The sequence below is a fragment of the Kamptonema formosum PCC 10802 genome (assembly GCF_000332335.1).
In the GTDB taxonomy this organism is placed as follows: Bacteria; Cyanobacteriota; Cyanobacteriia; order Cyanobacteriales; family Oscillatoriaceae; genus Oscillatoria.
In genome coordinates this window covers 2,275,055-2,292,251 of record NZ_KB235948.1, presented here as the reverse complement: position 1 = coordinate 2,292,251, position 17,197 = coordinate 2,275,055, and the positions used below count along the sequence as shown (strand labels likewise).

The window sequence follows — 17,197 nt, the reverse complement described above, 5'->3', positions numbered from 1 at the left end:
GTCCACCCGCGCAAAATACCGCCCAATAATAGGGCGATTATAAGGTTCGTAGTTGGGCTTTAGCCCCTTTTCCTTGGATCGTAGCACATTTCCTGCCGGCATCCCTCACGCATCAACCGGCAACCCCCAATCCACTCTAACAGCTCCGCCACCGGCGCTTCCCGCATCCACTCCTGGGTTTGCTTCAGCGCCAACCCCACCGGCGGGTGCTTTTCCCCCAGGAGGGTTTCATAAAAGCCAATCCTAAAAATCGCCGCCGAGATATGATTCGCCGCGCATAACCTCCCCAACACATTCCGAGAGCCGGGAAAGAAAAATACCGCTATAATTGTGATATACTTACGGATGCCGGTGCGAATATTGGGGGTGCCGGTGTGACAGGCGGACAGGGCAAGTATCTGGGAAATGGGCATCAAACCGAAAAACGGAAAGGGGCGAACGCACTTTCTACAGCACCGCACGGTTTGGGGGTTGTGAGAAGTGCGCTCGCTCATGGTTTTGGTGTAGTGTTCGCTCCCCATACTCGCCTCGTCAGGCCAGGTATTTGCTATGAGGTGAGTCGCCTTGCTATGCTGATAATCGATAAGGTTCTGAGGGAAAAGTTGGGGTGACTTGCGTCAACCCAACCTACGATATCGGTTCAACTTACAAGGCAGCGCTCCCTTCCTTAAACTAATAAAATTTTCCTACCAAAGAGGTCTTGCCCCAGAAAGAATCTGTTGGATGTCATAATCAGATAAGTTGAGCACTCTACCTTGAGCGTCTTTAAAAGTAGCGCCTTGGCCAGTTTCGCCAACCTTGTAAATGTGAATGTGGTCATCGTCAGCTTGTTTGTCAGTTAAACTCGAACGAGCCATAAGGATATCGGTACACTTCCCATTATCGTCATATTTATATTTTACCTTATAAGACCCTTTGTTTTCCCAACTGTTTGCCCCAGGATACCACTTACTCATTTTTGACCCCACTGAATCATGTTGATTGAAACCAATACACTGCCAAGAACAGCAAGCGTTCAAACCCTACAATTTACATTGTGCTTTTAATTTATAACTTTGAACAGTCAATAAATGTTCAAATTTGCCGCGCCCGGTTCACCGAATTTCACCCGGAAAAATCTAAATTTATCGTAAAATGTACAAAAATGTGCAAAAATGTCAGACCTGTGCTATCATATACCAAACGCTTGCATCTTACAGCCCCATGAATCTTAAAGAAATGTTACAGCTGGCCGATCAGATAGTGTTTGCCAAAACCGGCCAGCACCTGGACGACTTACAAGAAGCGGTACTGCGAGGGACCTTGCAAGGTCAAATATACAAGAAAATAGCTAGGGATTCGGACTGTTCGGAAAGTAGTGTGAGGAATGCCGGTTCGCAATTGTGGCGGATACTTTCAGAAGAGTTAGGGGAAGAGGTCAGTAAAACGAATTTTCGCTCGACAATGGAGAGGTTGCAGAATTCAAATGTTTTTAACAACTTCACACATAACAGCGTTGATGTTAGCGATAGCTTTAACATCTGTGGAGACACGCCACACTCACCCAATGTCCCAAACTCAAACCGGCAAACCGAACAAACATCCAACCCCCAACAACCCCCAATACATCAAGATTTAAGTGAGATGCCGGAGTTGGGTGCTTTTTATGGACGCACCGGCGAACTGGAAACCCTGACAAACTGGATTTTACAGCAACGCTGTCGCCTGATAGCCCTCACCGGCATCAGCGGAATCGGCAAAACCACATTAGCCGTGAAACTCGTACAGCAAATAAAAGATGAGTTTGAATACGTTATTTGGTGCAGTCTGGAGACATCCCCGACACTAGCTGAATTTCAAGAGCGTCTACACCACTTTTTTTCACCGTCAGAAAGACCCGACACACCCAAAAGTAAATCTGGGCTATTACCTCTGCTTCAGCATTTACAAAACTATCGCTGTTTAGTCGTCTTAGATGACGATCAGCACCTTTTCAGTACCGGCGAATTGGCGGGAAAGTACAAAGCCGGCTGTCAAGACTATCGCTCGCTCTTCCAACAAGTAGAAAAATTATCCCATCAAAGTTGCTTTGTGTTAATCGGGTGGGAACTCCCGCGAGAAGTGGCGAAAGAGAACAGCCAAACTACTCCGATTAAGATTTTACAACTCGCTGGGTTGGATAGGGAAGCCGGTCGGGCAATTTTGAGGGATTACGGGTTGGCGAACCTCCAGAATGAGTCAGCACTCCTTGACGGCTACCAAGGGAATCCGCTATGCTTAAAAAGCGTCGCATCTCTGATTCAAGAAGTGGGATTAGGCGTGACTGATTTATTCCCCAATCATCCCATTTTGTTGCCGGCAGATTTGAAGGATGTTTTCCAGTAACAGTGGGAGCGGTTATCGGAAATCGAAAAACAAGTGATGTGCCGGTTGGCTCAATACAGCGAGCCGGTCAACCTGGCGAAATTGCTAGAAACTGTAACAGTGCCACCTTCGGATTTACTCAATTCGCTTCAATCTTTATCCCGGCGCTGCTTGATAGAAAAGCAAGACAATCTCTACAGGGTGTTCCGGGCGTTCGGGCAATATATAATGGGGTTATAACGGCGAGGTTTATTTCTCGCGCACCAGAAACCTGGTTTCTTAGCTGAAACCCGGTTTCTTAGACACCGGCTTTCGCGTGGGGGGTGAGAAACCGGCTTTCTTAACACATCTCTCGGTTAGGATGCAAAAATTGTCGCAGAAACCCAGTTTATTGTCTGGGGGCGAGGGCGTGGGGGTTGAGAAACCGGCTTTCTTAACCAAATCTCTCGGTTAGGAGGTTAACCACGCAAGACAGGTCGATGAGTTCCGGGTGTTGGTTGAGGATTTGGGGTGCTTTCTATATTATATAGCGTTCGGGGTTTCATGTCAAGCTGGAGAGACCGGCTTTCTAGCCCAGAGTCTCACTTAGCCTCCTAGATTTTTCGTCCAGAAAGCCGGTTTATTCGCCCGCTGCAGCTAACACCTCTGCATAAACGCGAGCGCTCACCCGAAAACTCGCTTGCTCAATCAGATTATCGATTATCGGTTGAATCGCTGTCACCCATCCCCGGCGTTTAGCCACGAGCAAAATCCCCAATAAACCCGTGATGGATAGCCCCAAACGGACAGCTTCCCTGCGTCCTAAACGTTCGTCAATCAACAATTCGTCTGCACTCAGTTCCAACGCTATGGCGATGGCTTCAGATTCTCCCCGATCCAAATTTCGCTCGGTTTGTAGGGTTTCCACCAGTAGGATATCTCGGGGCTGACAAATCTCAATCCAATCTAGAGATAACACGCCTGTAATGCGCGGATCGTCCTCACCCCCTCGCCTCAGTTCATCCACAACCGCCGGCGGAATTAACACCCGTCCGTAAAGCTGTTGCAGTAACCAGAGATAACCCGTGATGGCTAACCCACAGAGGGGAGAAGTGTCACTAACAACAATCATAGCCATCCCTTTGCTGTCAAATGCTGGATATCTTCCTGCAATTCAGCCACATCATAATGAACACAAATATCGCGATTAGCCATGATCTTCTGCAAGCCAATCTGGGACATGCTTAACAATTCCGCCGCTTTCCCTAAGCTAATCTTATCCTGTTTAAACAGCAGCAAAACAACTTCTAGTAGCAGTTCCTCTTCGGACAATCCACTCGCTTTTACAATTTCCTCAGAAATCACTAAAGTCATATCATAATCTCCATTATTAATGATTCCAATATCTGGGTCGCTAACAAGCCATCAACATTCAAATAACACCGCTACCTATCCCCACCTGGCACAAATCCCTGATCTACCAAATCCTCCAGACCTGTTGAGGACTTGGTTTTCCTCCCCACGGGGACAGATGAGGAGTTCTTGAATCAAGGCGAGAGAGGCTTGGATGCATTGTTCCTTCATGCCGGGTGCCGGGTAGGAGTTGGAGAAACCCGCTTGTTACTATTTTATAGCGATGGGGGTTTCATGTCAAGCGGAAGCAACCGGCTTTCTTGCCCTGAGTCCAGCTTTGACTCCTAGAGTTTCTTTGTAGTCGCGCACAGGCTGAGAAATCGGCTTTCTTAACCAAATCTCTCGGGTAGGGATGCAAAACTTGTCGCAGAAACCCGGTTTCTTGTCGGCGGGCTTTCGCGTGGGGGGTCAGAAACCGGGTTTCTTAGCAAAATCTCGCTTAGGATGCCAAAATTCTCGCAGAAACCCGGTTTCTTGGATTCTTGGACAAGGGTGAGCGCGTGGGGGGTCAGAAACCGGCTTTCTTAGCAAAATCTCGCTTAGGATGCCAAAATTCGCGCAGGAACCCGGTTTCTTGGACACCGGCTTTCGCGTGGGGGGTGAGAAACCGGCTTTCTTCACCAAATCTCTCGGTTAGAAGTCCATCACTAACCCGATGCCCCACTCCCGCCGCCACTCCCGCCGCCACTCCCGCCGCCATGCCCCACGCCCCACGCCCCACGCCCCACGCCCCACGCCCCACGCCCTCTCCTTTACCATAAAAGAGCGCAAAAAGATAAATTATAATATTTTCTAAATGCCCTGAGAGACTGACCCAGGATACATCATCCAGTCAGAAGAGCAATTTTGGCATCTGGTGCAGCGCGTTGGGGTCGCAGCGGTGGGATGATGTCGGGGTCTGGTGCGTCGTGTCAAAAGCCGGTGCGCCCCGCCGCCAGCGGCACCGGCCTTGGGAAGCGTCTGCCAGGGGTCAAGAGAGTTGCAAAGCTTCCTCCGTTTCGTTCGGTAACGCACTGTTGAAAGGGGAGCGCGTCGGGTGTAGCTCGCCAAATGGGGTGTCTCACAGGAGCGATTGCAAGGGTGTCCGGGTGGGGTGATTCCCGAACGGAAAGTAGACTTGGTGTTAGAAGCTTGCAATGAAGGCCCTCTTGACCCCCACAGCTACAGGGGCGAGGAAAGCAGACCGCCGGTGGTGCCGGCACACCTCTGCGGCGAACCCGCCCCCACAAGAGCCTTGCAACCCCCACACCGATTAATTGAAAAACCTTCCCGGCTTACACCAACAATCCGGCGCAAATATCAGAAGTTTCCTCACAATCCACCGATCTGTGTGCCAATTTTCGATCTGGCACATCATGGTGCTGACCAGTTTCGGAAGTGTCTGTAGGGTAGGGGTGTGACCCCTCACCCCTATAGGGTCAGTCACAGCAGGTCAGCATGGCGGGGAGTGCTTATCCAGCAAGAGTTTGCGCAATCGTGAACCAGTGGGACGCATCACCTCCAGCTCGGGCCGGCTTCCAGCCAGCCTGGGCACCGGCAACTTGCCCAGATTGGACGATATGGATAGTAGCAACCTCAAACCCCTGGAGATAATTACAGCTGCCTAAAGTCGAAATGTAGACAGTTGAGAGGGTCGAGCGGGTGGCACCACCCCCAGCATCCTCCCCCTAACCCCTAGTTCTTTGCAGATCGCGTTCGGTGCGTCACCAGAGGCAAAACTATGAACTCCCCACTAGCAAACTCTTTTTATCAAACCTCCAACACTTTCGGCATCAACCCAGAACCAGCGGATGCCGGCAGCCAAGCCCCTCGGCATGGCCACGATGACGACCTATCAGAAAACAGCTCCCTGCCGGCAATGGACACCCCAGCGCTCGCCAACCAAATGGAGAAAGAATTGCGCGAAAAGCTGCAATCAACAACCAAGAGCGTGCCGGATGTGGCCATGCGCATTGCCAAAGAAATCGAGCGGATTTGCCAAAAAAGCGCTCGCATCCAAAAATCTGGTCAAATTCGCTCCTGGCAGGTGGCCTTGGCGCGGCACCGGCTGCAAAAGTGCCTGGAATACTACGAGCTGGGCTCCAAACAGGGGCGCGTCGAACTGCACAGCAACCTGAGCGCGATGGTGTACCGGCACATCGCCCCGCTGCGGGCGCGGTTGGGCTTCCAAGCTCGCTACAACCTGATTGAAGACTTCCTGCAAGGCTTCTACATGGAGTCCCTGCGCGCCTTCCGCCGGGAAAACCAACTGCCTGAGGGCTACACCCCCCGCACCCCGCTGGAACTGGCAGAATACATGGCCTTTACCGAACACTTCGCCAAGCGCCGCATCAGCTTGCCCGGTCGGGGTGCCCAGCAGCTGATTGTCCTGCGGGCCCAAGGCTTTGCCAGCGGCCAGCCGGCGGAAACGGTCCTCGACATTGAGCAGGCGGTTGAGTTCCCCAAAGGCGAGGAAGCCGAAGCCCAAAGTCGCTCCCACGCCGCCCAGCAGGTGCGGGAGCAGATGGTTGCCGAGACCGTTGACCCCGCTGAGGCCGTCCTGCGAGATCGAGTCATCTCCGAACTGGTACAGTACCTGGAGGCCCAAGGCCAAAAAGACTGCATTGACTACCTAATCTTGAAACTGCAAGACATGTCCGCTCAGGAGATTGACGAAATCCTCGGTCTGTCGGCTCGCCAGCGGGACTACCTGCAGCAGCGCTTCAAGTACCACGTCGAAAAGTTCGCTCGCTCTCACAACTGGAAACTCGTCCACCAGTGGCTGGGTGCCGACCTCGATCAAAACTTGGGCATGCCACAAAAGCAGTGGCAAGCATTTCTCAGCAAGCTCAACCCCCAACAGCGCCAGCTGCTGGATCTCAAACGCGCCGGTGCCAGCGAGCCAGAAATCGCCCAAGCCCTCCAGTGCACGCCAAAACAGGTGCAAAAGCGCTGGACAGCCCTCTTAGACCTGGCCTGGGAAGCCCGCAACTCAGGACCGGGGGCGGAATGATCAGTGATGAGTTGCAGAGTGTTGAGCGATCCGTGGAACAATCACCCCCTCCCTCAACAACCCTCAACACTCCACTCTCACTCCCCTGCTTTCCTGTAGGAGTTGCGGTTAGGGCACCCGCCAGAACCTGCTTCCCCACGCCTGACAGCAAGCTTCACCGCCTTTCCCTCGCCTGTGAGTGACCGCAACCACCGGCTTTCTGCAACTGACGCGCTAAGCGCGGTTCAGCCCTCTCGTGCAGCCGGCTTTCGCCCACTCCACAGCTGATCGAACAAAAGAATTTTAGGATACGGCGCATTCCACACAGGCAACAGCCACCTGTTGAGCCTGTCCCCCTGCAATGTCCCTGCATTTCCTGCCTGCAGCGCTCCCACCGCTCACTGGAACAAAGCTGCCTAGGAAGCCGGTGCCGTGCAATTATCAGCAAAAGTTATATGTTCAATTCAATTCCGGCACACTAAGATGCTAAATCTAGAAAAACATTTTTCCATCGCTGATAGGTATTTATACAACTCCCCCCAAAAAATAGTATATTATAGCACATTTCCCCGCCCAAGTGGTATTCGGCACCAGTAACAGCCACTCTAGGCTTTCTAAATGTTTTGCGATCAATCTGGATGTGGACGTAAACAGGACTTATCAGCTCTCACAACTCCACTAAAACCGCTATAACCAACCTGCCGGCGCTCTCAGCTCAGATGAATGCGCATTGGTCCGGGAACCCTGTCCGGGCCACCTCCAGGCACCCCAGTCGCCGGTCGGCACGCTCGACGCCACCGCAGCGGAACTTTTGCCACCGCCAGCATGTCCAGCAAACGCAATCCACCTCATGTTGAGGCGAAACGGTGGCACCCTTGAGCCGGCCCCACTGTCCAGCACCTCCCTAAAGGCCAGCAGCCCTGACTCGCTGTTTTTTAAGAAATATTTCGATATAGTAGACACAGATAAATTCCTCGGTCAGACACTTATGGCGGTCAATGCGGTCAATCTTGCTTGGGCTTCTCGCTCACCGAAGCCGGCAGCACAGAATATGCCAGCACTAAAGCACGTCTTTCAGACGATCGGTGCTGAAAGTTGTCCGCGCTCGCACAACTTTCACATGCACACAACCTTCTCCGATGGCCATTTGAAGCCAGAAGAATTGATTGAGCAAGCGATCGCAATTGGCCTGAAAGGGCTGGCCATCACCGATCACCACAGCGTCGGCGGCTACCAAGTCGCTCAGCGCTGGCTAGACGACCGGCAAAAGTTCAGCGATCGGGCGATGCGTCCAGCAGTCGCCGCATCCCCGCTGCCCCACCTCTGGACCGGCGTAGAAATCAACGCCGATCTGCTAGGCTGTGAGGTGCACATTCTCGGCTATGCCTTCGACCCACAGCACCCGCACATGGAGCCCTACCTGCAAGGCAAGGCAGCCGCAGGGAGTAACTGTCACGCCGGCAGTGTCATTTCTGCCATTCACAGTGCCGGTGGGCTGGCAGTTCTGGCTCACCCCGCTCGCTACCGCATACCAGCCACTCAGCTAGTCCCCGCCGCTGCCGAACTCGGTATCGACGCCGCAGAAGCTTACTACGCCTACAATAACCCCAAACCTTGGTGCCCCAGCCCCAAGCAAACCGAGCAGGTGCTGGAACTCAGCGCCGCCTGCAATTTGCTAACCACCTGCGGCACCGACACCCACGGTCGCAACTTGCTCCAGCGCCTCTAATGCCACAACACAATACGCTCGGTGCGCTCAACCGCGCACCCCACCCCTCTTTACCGCCGGCACTCCTTGACATTTCTGCAAAACTGTGCTAAAATAAGCCCCTCTAACAACCTATCATCAGCTGTACCTCTTCCTGATTCTTCTTCCTTCTTGGCGTCCTTGGCCTCTTGGCGGTTCCTTATTAAGTTTAAATTGGCAGCAATCGCCCCCGTGGCTGCCCGCCCGCCGTGGCGGCTGAGAACGCGCACCACCCCATCTAAAGCTTGAAAAACCACCGACGGCGGTACAGGGCGTAAAGCACCAGCCACCACAGCAACACCGTGGTTAGGGCAAACGCCAGGGAACCGTTCATCTGACCGGCTGCCGGCACAAACAGCTTCTCGTATATCCAAGTATAAAGGCTCGGCGCGCTCTCACCGGCACCGACATGAGTTTTAATCAAAATGCGGGCCACCATTCCTGAAGCGACAAACAGGAAAATAGCGTTCAAGCCCATAACTTCAAATGGCCACGCCCACCGGCACCACCGGCGCACCTCGATGGCGTAATACAAGCCGGCAAGCAGCAGCAGCGCCCAACCGGCAGTAAGCACAGTATAGGAACTTGTCCACAGCTGCTTGTTGATGGGGAAGACAAACCCCCACAAATGCCCGACAATCAGGCAACTGGCACCGGCAAGCGCTAGCTGGATGCTGGATTCCGCTTCTGCCTCCCTCACCCGCAGCCACTCACCGGCAAAGTAGCCCATCAGCACCGTCACCACTGCCGGCAGAGTGCTCAACAGCCCCTCAGGGTCAAAACCGATGTCGCGCTTGAGCAGGTGCGCCGGCGTCAGCACCAGCCGGTCGATATAACCCACCAGGCTGCCTTCGCCATTGGGCGAGAGGTTGCCGGCACCGTAACCCGGTACGGGAACCAGCTGCATCGCCCCCCAGTATGCCAGCAGTAACAGCACCGCCAGCCCCCACTGCCCTTTTCGCGGCAGGTGCAGCACCGCTAAACTGGCGAGGGCGTAGCAGATTGCGATCCGCTGGAGCACTCCCATGATGCGGATTGTGCCGAAGTCCAGGGGTTTGCCGTTGAGCAGCCAGTCTAGGGTTAAGGAAGTGCCGGCGAGTAGCAACCCCAGGGCAAATAGAAGGGCGCACCGGCGCAGGATGCGCCAGTAAACCGCTGCTGCGGGCCGGTTTTCTGGCGTGTATTTGCGCAGAGAGAAGGACATCGCCACACCGACGATAAACAGGAAAAAGGGGAATACGAGGTCTGCCGGTGTGCAGCCGTGCCACTTTGCGTGTTCCAGGGGGGGATAGATATAGTCCCAGCTGCCGGGGTTGTTGACGAGAATCATGCTGGCGATGGCGATGCCTCGAAACACGTCGAGGGACATCAGGCGCTTCTGCGGTTTCTGGGTTGGCTGGAATTGTTCGTCACTCATGTGCCGGTGGTTAGTGTTTTCAGGAATACGGGGGAAGATATCATGGAGGCGGATGATTGTGAATCCGTGGGATTTGTTTCAATTTGTGTGGGTGGCGGGGCGAGGGCGTTATAGCAGTAGTCATATTGGTTACGACATCAGTCGCCTAGGGGAAAAGGCGTAGGACAGGCGTCCCGCCTGTCCTACTGTCCTAACCTAAGTGAATACTGCTAGAGTGCCGGTGTAGGCAGCAGTAGGGTGCGTTACGCTCCGCGTAACGCTACTTTTCTGGTCGCCGTGAGTTTATAATTGCCAATAAATCTTGGCTAGATTTTAAATATTCAGGGGATATAGAGCCTAATTTATTTGTGTCATTTATTTTTTAGAAACCGCCAATACGCCCTAGACGCGCCAGCGTCTTCCTGAAGGTTAGAGCGCCAGGACAATAGAGAAAATAAGAGCTAACATTAATTAACTTTTCTCGTACAATGCCTAAATTTAGCATCGAAGATGAATCGGTGTTCGTTGCTCCGTCCGGCAGTTTCACCCCAGCACCGGCACGCCAGCCGCAACTAGCCGGCTGCCCAGCAGTGCCATAACCTAAAACTAATCGTGCCGGTATCCCTATCAATTTTACTGGAGTTAACCGCCAGATCGCAAGACTTCCTATTTCAGCTTGTGAAACAATCGGATGCGCTGACGCTCCAGGAGTAGTTGCGTCTCATCGCTCACCTGCCCTGCAGAGTGGCCCACTGCGACATTGCACCCCAGCCGCGCCGCGAGGTAATGGAATTTTGCGAAATATGGCCGCCAGCTGTTAAGCCGTTCTGACTGACGATGTGGCGCTCCACCGGCTGACGGAACTGCCCGCAGTCGCGATCGCCCTCATTGGAAACTGTCTGACACCGGCAGGTGCAATTAAAAACCGCCCCTGAACGCCAAAACACCCTGATTTATCCGCGTTTTTTATGTTACATTTGTATTACATTTTTTGACACTCATCCCGCCCGCGACACCGGCTTGCGTGGCCCATTTGCCATTGAACCGCTCTGACCGCGAGGTGGGCCAGCGATCCAGCCGGCTGAAGCAAGTTCAGTCAAGGAGCGTTTTGTCCCACAGGGGCACTACATAGAATTGCCGATCTCCGTGAAATGCCCTTGGAAGTCCAGATAGCGAACCTTGGAACCCCCCGCCGGTTTAAACGAACCCACACTCATCGGGCAGTGGCGAACCGCTTTCAACTCTTCTGGACCGTGCGGCTGCCGGTCGTGAACTGAGCGGATAGGCCGGTCCATCACTGGATCGCCTTCGGCAACGATCGGGACAGCGCCCGGATGCGGCTTCACCTCAACCTTCCGTCCCGAGCGATCGTTCATCGTTTCCTGCCGGTTTAACTCTTCATCAAACTTATTCTTTAGCACAACCATAACGTTCCCCTTCAGCGAGCTGCCTATCTCACTAAGGTTAGCGGCCAAACGTGAAGAACTCGTGAAGAATCCTCAAATTGTAACCAAATTAACTAAAAACTTTTTGGTGCCAGTTTTCAGGGGTTTGCTGGGGCTGGCTGTTGGGGGTCGGGTGCTAAAAACCGCGATCCCCAGCTGTCGCGCCTCGATCCTTGTGTGCTTATCGCTCGCAGCAACCTCTTTCTGCCTCAATTTCCCACCGGGGGCGGCGGGTGTTGAGAAAAGGCCCGGCGCGGGAATTCATCTTATCCTAGCTTTCGAGAACCTCTACCCAAAGGCAACCCCCACCCCACAGGAGCCCCTCCCCTCGCTAAGGCGAACTCCTTCCGAGTGCGGAAAACGCTTCGGCGTGTTCCTCGGGCTGCTCTGCTAATATCATATTTTCTTCCCTCCTGCTGGCTGCGCACACATAAATTTACAATTGGCTGCACTTGAAATCGACAGGGCGGGACAGAGATTGTTTTAAAGTCCGGATAATTAGTTGCAATAAATCCTAAAAAAATCAAACTCTCCTAGGTAGAGAGTTTTACCGGCAACCCGGAGGCGTCGGTCCCTCGGGCAACCGGCAACTTCGGATCTCGCGCATTCAAACGGCAAGCTGAGGCGGTGAGGGGGTGAGAGAGGAGAGAACCTTGAAAGTCAGGAATGCTGTTAAATAGGCTGGGCCCGTCTTACAGTTCCATCTCTCACAGCCAAATACCGACAGACTCATAAATCTGCGTTTGAGCAACTCTGCTGTTGGGCATAGACACGCATGAAAGCTGGAGCTATTCGCCCTTCCGGCAGATAACTGTTCCCCTCATACTTGGGGGAAGGCACAAGCGTTGCTTAAACCCCGAGCAGGGTGCCAATCGCTCTGTCTGTGATTGTCCCTCTGAAAACGAACGATTCAATGCGCCATTTATGCCGGCACCACTCTTCAAACCATCTTGACTGACGTCCCAACTGAGAATCGCACGCTTCCTTTGAGAATGCGCGGTGTTCGTTGCTGAAAGGTGTGCCGGTTGGGATGCTGTCGCAATGCAGCCACCCATTATAGTCTGCCAGTCTCTGCTCTTGCCGGCAAACGTAATAAAGTTTTACAATACCTATTAATCAGGCAGCAGGGACCGGTCTGCGGAACCGCCGGCAACCAAGCGATACTCTCGCCAGACTTCCAGGCTGAGGATACAGGCAATCAGCCAAACCACACCTGCCGAATAGCCGGCGATCACATCAGTAGGCCAGTGGACGCCCAGATAAAGCCGGCTCAGACCGATGGCAGCAATCAGCACAACCGTAGAGGAGACAATCAGCCCGCGCCAGCGGGGGAAGCGCTTGGCCAGCAAATAGCCCAGCATCCCGTAAACGACCATCGAAATCATAGCGTGACCGCTGGGAAAACTGTAGAAGCCGACATCAACAATGCGGTCCCACAGGGCCGGCCTGTCGCGAGAAAATAGATGTTTCAGCCAGTAGTTTAAACCGACTGCGCCGGCGGCGGCGATGCCGAGAGTTGTGGCTTCCGACCGGCGCTTGTCGCGCAGCAACACTGCTGCCGAACCGGCACACAGGGCCAGTAAAAATTCCGGCTCCCCCAAAAAGGTGACAGCCACAACGGCACGGTCCAGCAGGGGGGTGTGCGTTTGCCGCAGAGCCATTAAAATTGCCGTGTCAAAAGCGGCGGTTTGCTTGCGCAGCACTTCCTTGGCAATCCAGGCAAATACCGACATCGCCAGACCAGCCTGGAGCAACCCCGCAATCCGAATCGTCGAAAGGATTGATAAAAGCTTAGTTTTCAGTCCCATTTCCAGGATTACCGCGAGAGCGTTCTTAAGTGAACAAAATTTCTACCGCAGAGTCACCGACCGCCACCGGCCCACGTCACATTATAGACCGCACAGCCCTGGGATTGAGCTGAGCCATGCGGCATATTTTTGATTTTTCGGAATGCAACCGATGATCGCACTGTCAAGAAAACATCTTTTTACCTTCCTTCTCGCCCTCACACTAGCCAGCCTCCCCAGCAGCTTCCAGCAGGGGACAGCCACAGGGGCGCAGGCACCGGCAGCTCAACCCGCCGCCACCGTCGCCCAAGCCGGCGATTCGCCCAAGTTTGCCATTCCCATCGACTGCACCTTGGGCCAAGACTGCTTCATTTTGTCCTACTTCGACCGCGCTCCAGGCCCGGAATACGTTGATGTTGGCTGCGGTCGCCAAACCTACGATGGCCACAACGGCACAGACTTCGGAATTCCCGACGAACAGGCGATGGCCCGGGGGGTGGCCGTGAGAGCCTCAGCAGCCGGCACGGTCCTGCGGGTGCGGGACGCAATTCCCGACCGGCGGATGCAGGCGATGGAAGAAGCCTCCCAACTCAAAGGCATTGAGTGTGGCAATGGAGCCGTCATCGATCACGGCAACGGCTGGCAAACTCAATACTGCCACATGCGCTCTGGCAGCGTAGCCGTCAAACCGGGAATGAAGGTAGAAAAAGGAACTGTCCTGGGCATGGTAGGGATGTCTGGCTTGGCCTCCTTCCCCCACGTCCACCTGACTCTCCGCTACCGGGGCCAACCCTTAGACCCCTTTGTGGGCGCTGACGCCGCAGCCGGCTGTCAGGTAAAGCGCCACCCCCTGTGGGAGCAGGACCTGGAATACGCCGGCACGGGTTTGGTCAAAGCTGGCTTTTCCAGCCAGCCACCGGGGGATATCAATAGCCTGTGGGAGGGGAGCTTTTCCCAAGCCCCCATCTCTACAAACAGCCCGGTGCTGATCTTCTGGGCTCACCCTTTCGGCGTTCTCAAAGGGGATGTGGAGCATTTCCGCCTGCTCGCTCCTGACGGCACAACCATTGCGGAGAGCAAACGAGCGCTCCAATCCCCCAATCGCATTAACTGGTCGAATTATGTCGGCAAGAAGAACACCAAAGAGCGCCCCCTCACCCCTGGCGTCTGGCGCGGAGAGTACCAACTCCTGCGCGGCGAGCGGGTGCTGATTGACGTAAAACGAGAAGTCGAGCTGAAGTAGAATTTGCAGTGAGGACTTCAGCCCTCACACCCCCCACCGGCCTGCCGTGCCTGCCGCTTCGCACCGGCTCTGACGCCGTGCGATATATAGCAGCACACAGTCAGTTTAGGACAGGGCATCTCACTTGCCACTAGGGACAGGCGACACGCCTGTCCTACGTCCGCGCCCTAAATCGCTACTGCTATATATAGGGAGAAGCCTGTAGCGCGCTTTTCTCCTCCGGGCTCGTGGGGAAAGCCTGTGGAAATGTGCTATAATTTCCCCCGCTCGGGCCATTTGTGTGAGTCCCTGTCAGGGAAAGAAAGAAAGAAATAAATTTGCGCCGCCTCGATTAGGAAAGACATTTCCAAGCTTCAGCGACCACATCACTGAGCCAGCGTCTCTGCACCTGGTCGAGGAGAGAGTCCTCGGCTAGCACTTCTGCCTTTAAGTCTTCTAAGGAGCTCCCCTGAGAGCGGAAGATTTTAATCACCCCGACTATCGCGGCTGCGACCAACTCCTCACTCACCGTGAGGTGCCGCATCGCCTCGATTTCTTGCGGACTGGTTGGAATGGGATAGTTCATGGCAAGTTCCGGCAAATATCTTCTAGGTTAACAATATGAGAGTTATGTAAACTTTTTTTAAACCTCTTTAAGTTCAGTATCCGGAAGTAAGCGCCCACGTTGCGCTCCTTTCAACTCTGTCTTTAGGGGATCTGTCGCAGTCAACGCCCAATCAATGAAAGAAATCCTCTACCTGGAAGTTCCCACCCCGGATACAGATTCAGTCCGCCTCTGGTTGCTTGAAGAATTCCAGCCCGCGGCGGGCTGGTGGAAACGCTCTGCCGGGGGCGGTATCCGAGTGCAGCTCCAAAGCTTGCCGGTTCAGCCACCAGCGAGTCCGCCGCCTGAAACAGAAGTCGAACTCTCTCCTGACGCTGGCGCTAGCGCACCGGCTGTGCCCGAGGGGGAACTCTCGATTTTTGTCTGGTCGCTGCAGCGGACAACCTACTTAAAAGTGTTCCGCTGGGCAGAAAAGCCCCTTGCCGGTGAGGGCCAGTTACTCGCTGGCCTAACTGCCGGTTTGAGAGACCGGTTTCCCTACCAGTACCCGCAACCGCCTGCTGTCGATCTGTCGCAGCAGTCGATTTTTCAGGCACTAGCCCCATATTACCCCCTCACTGTTCAATACTTTCAGAAAATACCCAACGGGGAGTATGACCTAAAACGGGTCTATTGGTGGGAGCAGCGCTGGCGCGAGGGCGTCCGCAATCCGCAAACACCCCGGCAGGTTGTGTTTCAAGCGGGGGAGAGTGGCCCTTCCCCCTCCCTCTCGCCGGTTTACGACCTTATATATATAGGTGGTGCTCTCGGAGTCCTCCACGCGGCAGTGATGGCCCGGTTGGGCTATCGGGTGCTGCTGGTGGAGCGGCTGCCCTTTGCCCGCATGAATCGGGAGTGGAATATTTCTCGCAGTGAGTTCCAAAGTCTCATTGACCTGGGTCTGTTCACACCGGCAGAGTTTGAATCCATCATTGCCCGGGAGTACAGGGACGGATTCCACAAATTCTTTGACTCCAATAACCCGCCCTCCGCTAAGGCACCGGTCCTCCACACCCCCAAGGTGCTGAATGTGGCGCTCGATGCGGAGAAACTCCTGCGGCTGTGCGGGGAAAAACTCAGAGCCGCCGGCGGTGAAATCTGGGATGAGACAGAATTTTTACGGGTCGAGACAAGTATATCACAAGTCGTCGTGCGTGTCAAGCACCTGCCGGCAGGTGAGGAAAAAGAGGCAGCCGGTCGCTTGCTGGTGGATGCGATGGGAACGGCTTCGCCTATCGCCTGGCAGCTGAATGGGGGTCGGGCTTTTAACAGCGTCTGCCCGACAGTGGGAGCGGTGATTGCCGGTGGGTTTGAGCCCTCCGTCTGGGACTCGCAATATGGCGACGTGCTCAACGCTCACGGGGATATCTCGCGGGGACGCCAGCTGATTTGGGAGCTGTTCCCGGGTGCCGGTGAGGAACTGACGGTTTATCTGTTCCACTACCACCAGGTGCATCCAGACAATCCGGGCTCCCTCCTGGAAATGTACGAGGACTTTTTCACGATCCTGCCAGAGTACCGCCGGTGCGATATGGACAAGCTGGTCTGGAAAAAGGCTACGTTTGGCTATATTCCCGGACATTTCAGCGCTAGCGCCAGGGACCGCAAAGTTGCCTTTGACCGGCTGATTGCCATTGGCGACGCCGCCTCCCTGCAATCCCCTCTCGTCTTCACCGGCTTTGGCTCGCTGGTGCGGAATTTGCCTCGCTTGACCGATTTGCTCCACACGGCCCTCAAGCACGACCTGCTCAGCGCCGCTCACTTGAACCAGATTCGCGCCTACCAGAGCAATGTCTCGGTGACGTGGCTGTTTTCCAAGGGCATGATGGTGCCCACCGGCAAGTTTGTCAAACCCGAGCGGATCAACTCCATCTTGAATGTCTTCTTCGGGATTTTGGCCGCACAAGACCCGCAGCTGGCGGAAACCTTTATCAAAGACCGGACGGACTGGCGCACCTTTACTGGGCTGGCTCTCCAGGCAGCTTGGAAAAACCCCTCCCTGTTGCTCTGGATCGTGGAATTTGTAACGGTTGGGGAGGTGCTGCGCTGGTTGAGCAGCTACCTCACTTTCACCCTGGACTCTCTGAAAAGCTGGCTGCTTGGATGGCTGCCGGCATTGAGCCGCCGCCTCCAGTCCTGGATCGAACCCCGCTATCCCGGTTTGTGGCTGTGGCTGCTCAGCCAGAGCTACGCCCTCACCGATGGGTTGGGACGTCCCCTGAAGCCTCGCGCCCGCCTCCAGATGCCGGTGGCTGTAGCGGGCAAACCGCAGCTGACAGCTGACAGCTGA

General features: G+C 54.6%; 17 protein-coding genes. 6 read left to right on the top strand and 11 right to left on the bottom strand.

All coding sequences use genetic code 11. The features are described 5' to 3' along the window. Positions 1-59: 59 nt before the first annotated feature. Together OSC10802_RS0109785 and OSC10802_RS54245 are read right to left on the bottom strand one after the other, a co-directional pair. On the bottom strand, positions 60-494 hold the full coding sequence (locus tag OSC10802_RS0109785; protein WP_198525089.1) for a CHAT domain-containing protein: 435 nt from the start codon (positions 492-494) through the stop codon (positions 60-62). A 192-nt stretch (positions 495-686) separates the two neighbouring features. Then, entirely contained in the window at positions 687-857 is a 171-nt protein-coding gene (locus OSC10802_RS54245; protein ID WP_232731658.1) for a hypothetical protein, read from the bottom strand. A gap of 346 nt (positions 858-1,203) precedes the next feature. Between OSC10802_RS54245 and OSC10802_RS39440 the strand changes: the two genes are divergently transcribed. After that, complete coding sequence (locus OSC10802_RS39440; protein ID WP_369797067.1) at positions 1,204-2,364, top strand: helix-turn-helix domain-containing protein; 1,161 nt, start codon at positions 1,204-1,206, stop codon at positions 2,362-2,364. A gap of 598 nt (positions 2,365-2,962) precedes the next feature. On the opposite strand, the gene OSC10802_RS0109765 is transcribed toward OSC10802_RS39440, so the two are convergent. From OSC10802_RS0109765 to OSC10802_RS56135, 3 genes are all read right to left on the bottom strand, one after another. Continuing rightward, positions 2,963-3,460, bottom strand: coding sequence for a PIN domain-containing protein (locus OSC10802_RS0109765; protein ID WP_017716598.1), 498 nt, complete (start codon positions 3,458-3,460; stop codon positions 2,963-2,965). Continuing rightward, positions 3,451-3,696: a UPF0175 family protein gene (locus OSC10802_RS0109760; RefSeq protein WP_017716597.1), complete on the bottom strand. Its 246-nt coding sequence runs from the start codon at positions 3,694-3,696 to the stop codon at positions 3,451-3,453. The genes OSC10802_RS0109765 and OSC10802_RS0109760 overlap by 10 nt, the downstream gene beginning before the upstream one ends. A gap of 547 nt (positions 3,697-4,243) precedes the next feature. Beyond that, complete coding sequence (locus tag OSC10802_RS56135; RefSeq protein WP_155967525.1) at positions 4,244-4,477, bottom strand: hypothetical protein; 234 nt, start codon at positions 4,475-4,477, stop codon at positions 4,244-4,246. A 724-nt stretch (positions 4,478-5,201) separates the two neighbouring features. Here OSC10802_RS56135 and OSC10802_RS49375 point away from each other — a divergent pair. Together OSC10802_RS49375 and OSC10802_RS39435 are read left to right on the top strand one after the other, a co-directional pair. Continuing rightward, complete coding sequence (locus OSC10802_RS49375) at positions 5,202-5,342, top strand: hypothetical protein (RefSeq protein WP_155967523.1); 141 nt, start codon at positions 5,202-5,204, stop codon at positions 5,340-5,342. A gap of 113 nt (positions 5,343-5,455) precedes the next feature. Then, a complete protein-coding gene (locus OSC10802_RS39435) occupies positions 5,456-6,727 on the top strand; it encodes a HetZ-related protein (RefSeq protein WP_017716594.1) in 1,272 nt (423 codons plus the stop codon). Between the two features lie 666 nt (positions 6,728-7,393). Here the strand turns inward: OSC10802_RS39435 and OSC10802_RS49370 are convergent. Next, the gene (locus OSC10802_RS49370; protein ID WP_155967521.1) at positions 7,394-7,669 is read right to left on the bottom strand and encodes a hypothetical protein; all 276 of its coding nucleotides are present in this window, start codon (positions 7,667-7,669) and stop codon (positions 7,394-7,396) included. 88 nt (positions 7,670-7,757) lie between these two features. Between OSC10802_RS49370 and OSC10802_RS0109740 the strand changes: the two genes are divergently transcribed. Beyond that, the gene (locus OSC10802_RS0109740) at positions 7,758-8,435 is read left to right on the top strand and encodes a PHP domain-containing protein (protein WP_232731657.1); all 678 of its coding nucleotides are present in this window, start codon (positions 7,758-7,760) and stop codon (positions 8,433-8,435) included. Positions 8,436-8,691: 256 nt separating this feature from the next. Here OSC10802_RS0109740 and OSC10802_RS0109735 read toward each other — a convergent pair whose 3' ends face one another. From OSC10802_RS0109735 to OSC10802_RS0109720, 4 genes are all read right to left on the bottom strand, one after another. After that, complete coding sequence (locus tag OSC10802_RS0109735) at positions 8,692-9,870, bottom strand: acyltransferase family protein (protein ID WP_017716592.1); 1,179 nt, start codon at positions 9,868-9,870, stop codon at positions 8,692-8,694. A gap of 707 nt (positions 9,871-10,577) precedes the next feature. Further along, complete coding sequence (locus OSC10802_RS39430; protein WP_017716591.1) at positions 10,578-10,796, bottom strand: hypothetical protein; 219 nt, start codon at positions 10,794-10,796, stop codon at positions 10,578-10,580. Between the two features lie 177 nt (positions 10,797-10,973). Then, positions 10,974-11,276 carry a hypothetical protein gene (locus OSC10802_RS0109730; protein WP_017716590.1) on the bottom strand — a complete coding sequence of 101 codons (303 nt, stop codon included), beginning with the start codon at positions 11,274-11,276 and terminating at the stop codon, positions 10,974-10,976. A gap of 1,130 nt (positions 11,277-12,406) precedes the next feature. Then, positions 12,407-13,102 carry a phosphatase PAP2 family protein gene (locus OSC10802_RS0109720; RefSeq protein WP_017716588.1) on the bottom strand — a complete coding sequence of 232 codons (696 nt, stop codon included), beginning with the start codon at positions 13,100-13,102 and terminating at the stop codon, positions 12,407-12,409. A gap of 151 nt (positions 13,103-13,253) precedes the next feature. Here OSC10802_RS0109720 and OSC10802_RS0109715 point away from each other — a divergent pair, with 151 nt between their 5' ends. Then, positions 13,254-14,324: a M23 family metallopeptidase gene (locus tag OSC10802_RS0109715; protein ID WP_017716587.1), complete on the top strand. Its 1,071-nt coding sequence runs from the start codon at positions 13,254-13,256 to the stop codon at positions 14,322-14,324. A 331-nt stretch (positions 14,325-14,655) separates the two neighbouring features. Here the strand turns inward: OSC10802_RS0109715 and OSC10802_RS0109710 are convergent, their stop codons facing one another. Next, positions 14,656-14,889, bottom strand: a complete 234-nt coding sequence (locus OSC10802_RS0109710) for a hypothetical protein (RefSeq protein ID WP_017716586.1) — start codon at positions 14,887-14,889, stop codon at positions 14,656-14,658. Positions 14,890-15,043: 154 nt separating this feature from the next. Between OSC10802_RS0109710 and OSC10802_RS0109705 the strand changes: the two genes are divergently transcribed. Further along, positions 15,044-17,197, top strand: coding sequence for an NAD(P)/FAD-dependent oxidoreductase (locus OSC10802_RS0109705; protein WP_017716585.1), 2,154 nt, complete (start codon positions 15,044-15,046; stop codon positions 17,195-17,197).

Excerpts from the sequence above, each read along its gene's own strand:
- OSC10802_RS39440 (WP_369797067.1), top strand. The coding sequence starts at position 1,204 with ATGAATCTTAAAGAAATGTTACAGCTGGCCGATCAGATAGTGTTTGCC.
- OSC10802_RS0109740 (WP_232731657.1), top strand. The coding sequence starts at position 7,758 with ATGCCAGCACTAAAGCACGTCTTTCAGACGATCGGTGCTGAAAGTTGT.
- OSC10802_RS0109785 (WP_198525089.1), bottom strand. The coding sequence starts at position 494 with ATGAGCGAGCGCACTTCTCACAACCCCCAAACCGTGCGGTGCTGTAGA.
- OSC10802_RS0109760 (WP_017716597.1), bottom strand. The coding sequence starts at position 3,696 with ATGACTTTAGTGATTTCTGAGGAAATTGTAAAAGCGAGTGGATTGTCC.
- OSC10802_RS0109715 (WP_017716587.1), top strand. The coding sequence starts at position 13,254 with ATGATCGCACTGTCAAGAAAACATCTTTTTACCTTCCTTCTCGCCCTC.
- OSC10802_RS0109735 (WP_017716592.1), bottom strand. The coding sequence starts at position 9,870 with ATGAGTGACGAACAATTCCAGCCAACCCAGAAACCGCAGAAGCGCCTG.
- OSC10802_RS0109705 (WP_017716585.1), top strand. The coding sequence starts at position 15,044 with ATGAAAGAAATCCTCTACCTGGAAGTTCCCACCCCGGATACAGATTCA.
- OSC10802_RS0109765 (WP_017716598.1), bottom strand. The coding sequence starts at position 3,460 with ATGGCTATGATTGTTGTTAGTGACACTTCTCCCCTCTGTGGGTTAGCC.
- OSC10802_RS0109720 (WP_017716588.1), bottom strand. The coding sequence starts at position 13,102 with ATGGGACTGAAAACTAAGCTTTTATCAATCCTTTCGACGATTCGGATT.
- OSC10802_RS0109730 (WP_017716590.1), bottom strand. The coding sequence starts at position 11,276 with ATGGTTGTGCTAAAGAATAAGTTTGATGAAGAGTTAAACCGGCAGGAA.
- OSC10802_RS54245 (WP_232731658.1), bottom strand. The coding sequence starts at position 857 with ATGGCTCGTTCGAGTTTAACTGACAAACAAGCTGACGATGACCACATT.
- OSC10802_RS0109710 (WP_017716586.1), bottom strand. The coding sequence starts at position 14,889 with ATGAACTATCCCATTCCAACCAGTCCGCAAGAAATCGAGGCGATGCGG.
- OSC10802_RS39435 (WP_017716594.1), top strand. The coding sequence starts at position 5,456 with ATGAACTCCCCACTAGCAAACTCTTTTTATCAAACCTCCAACACTTTC.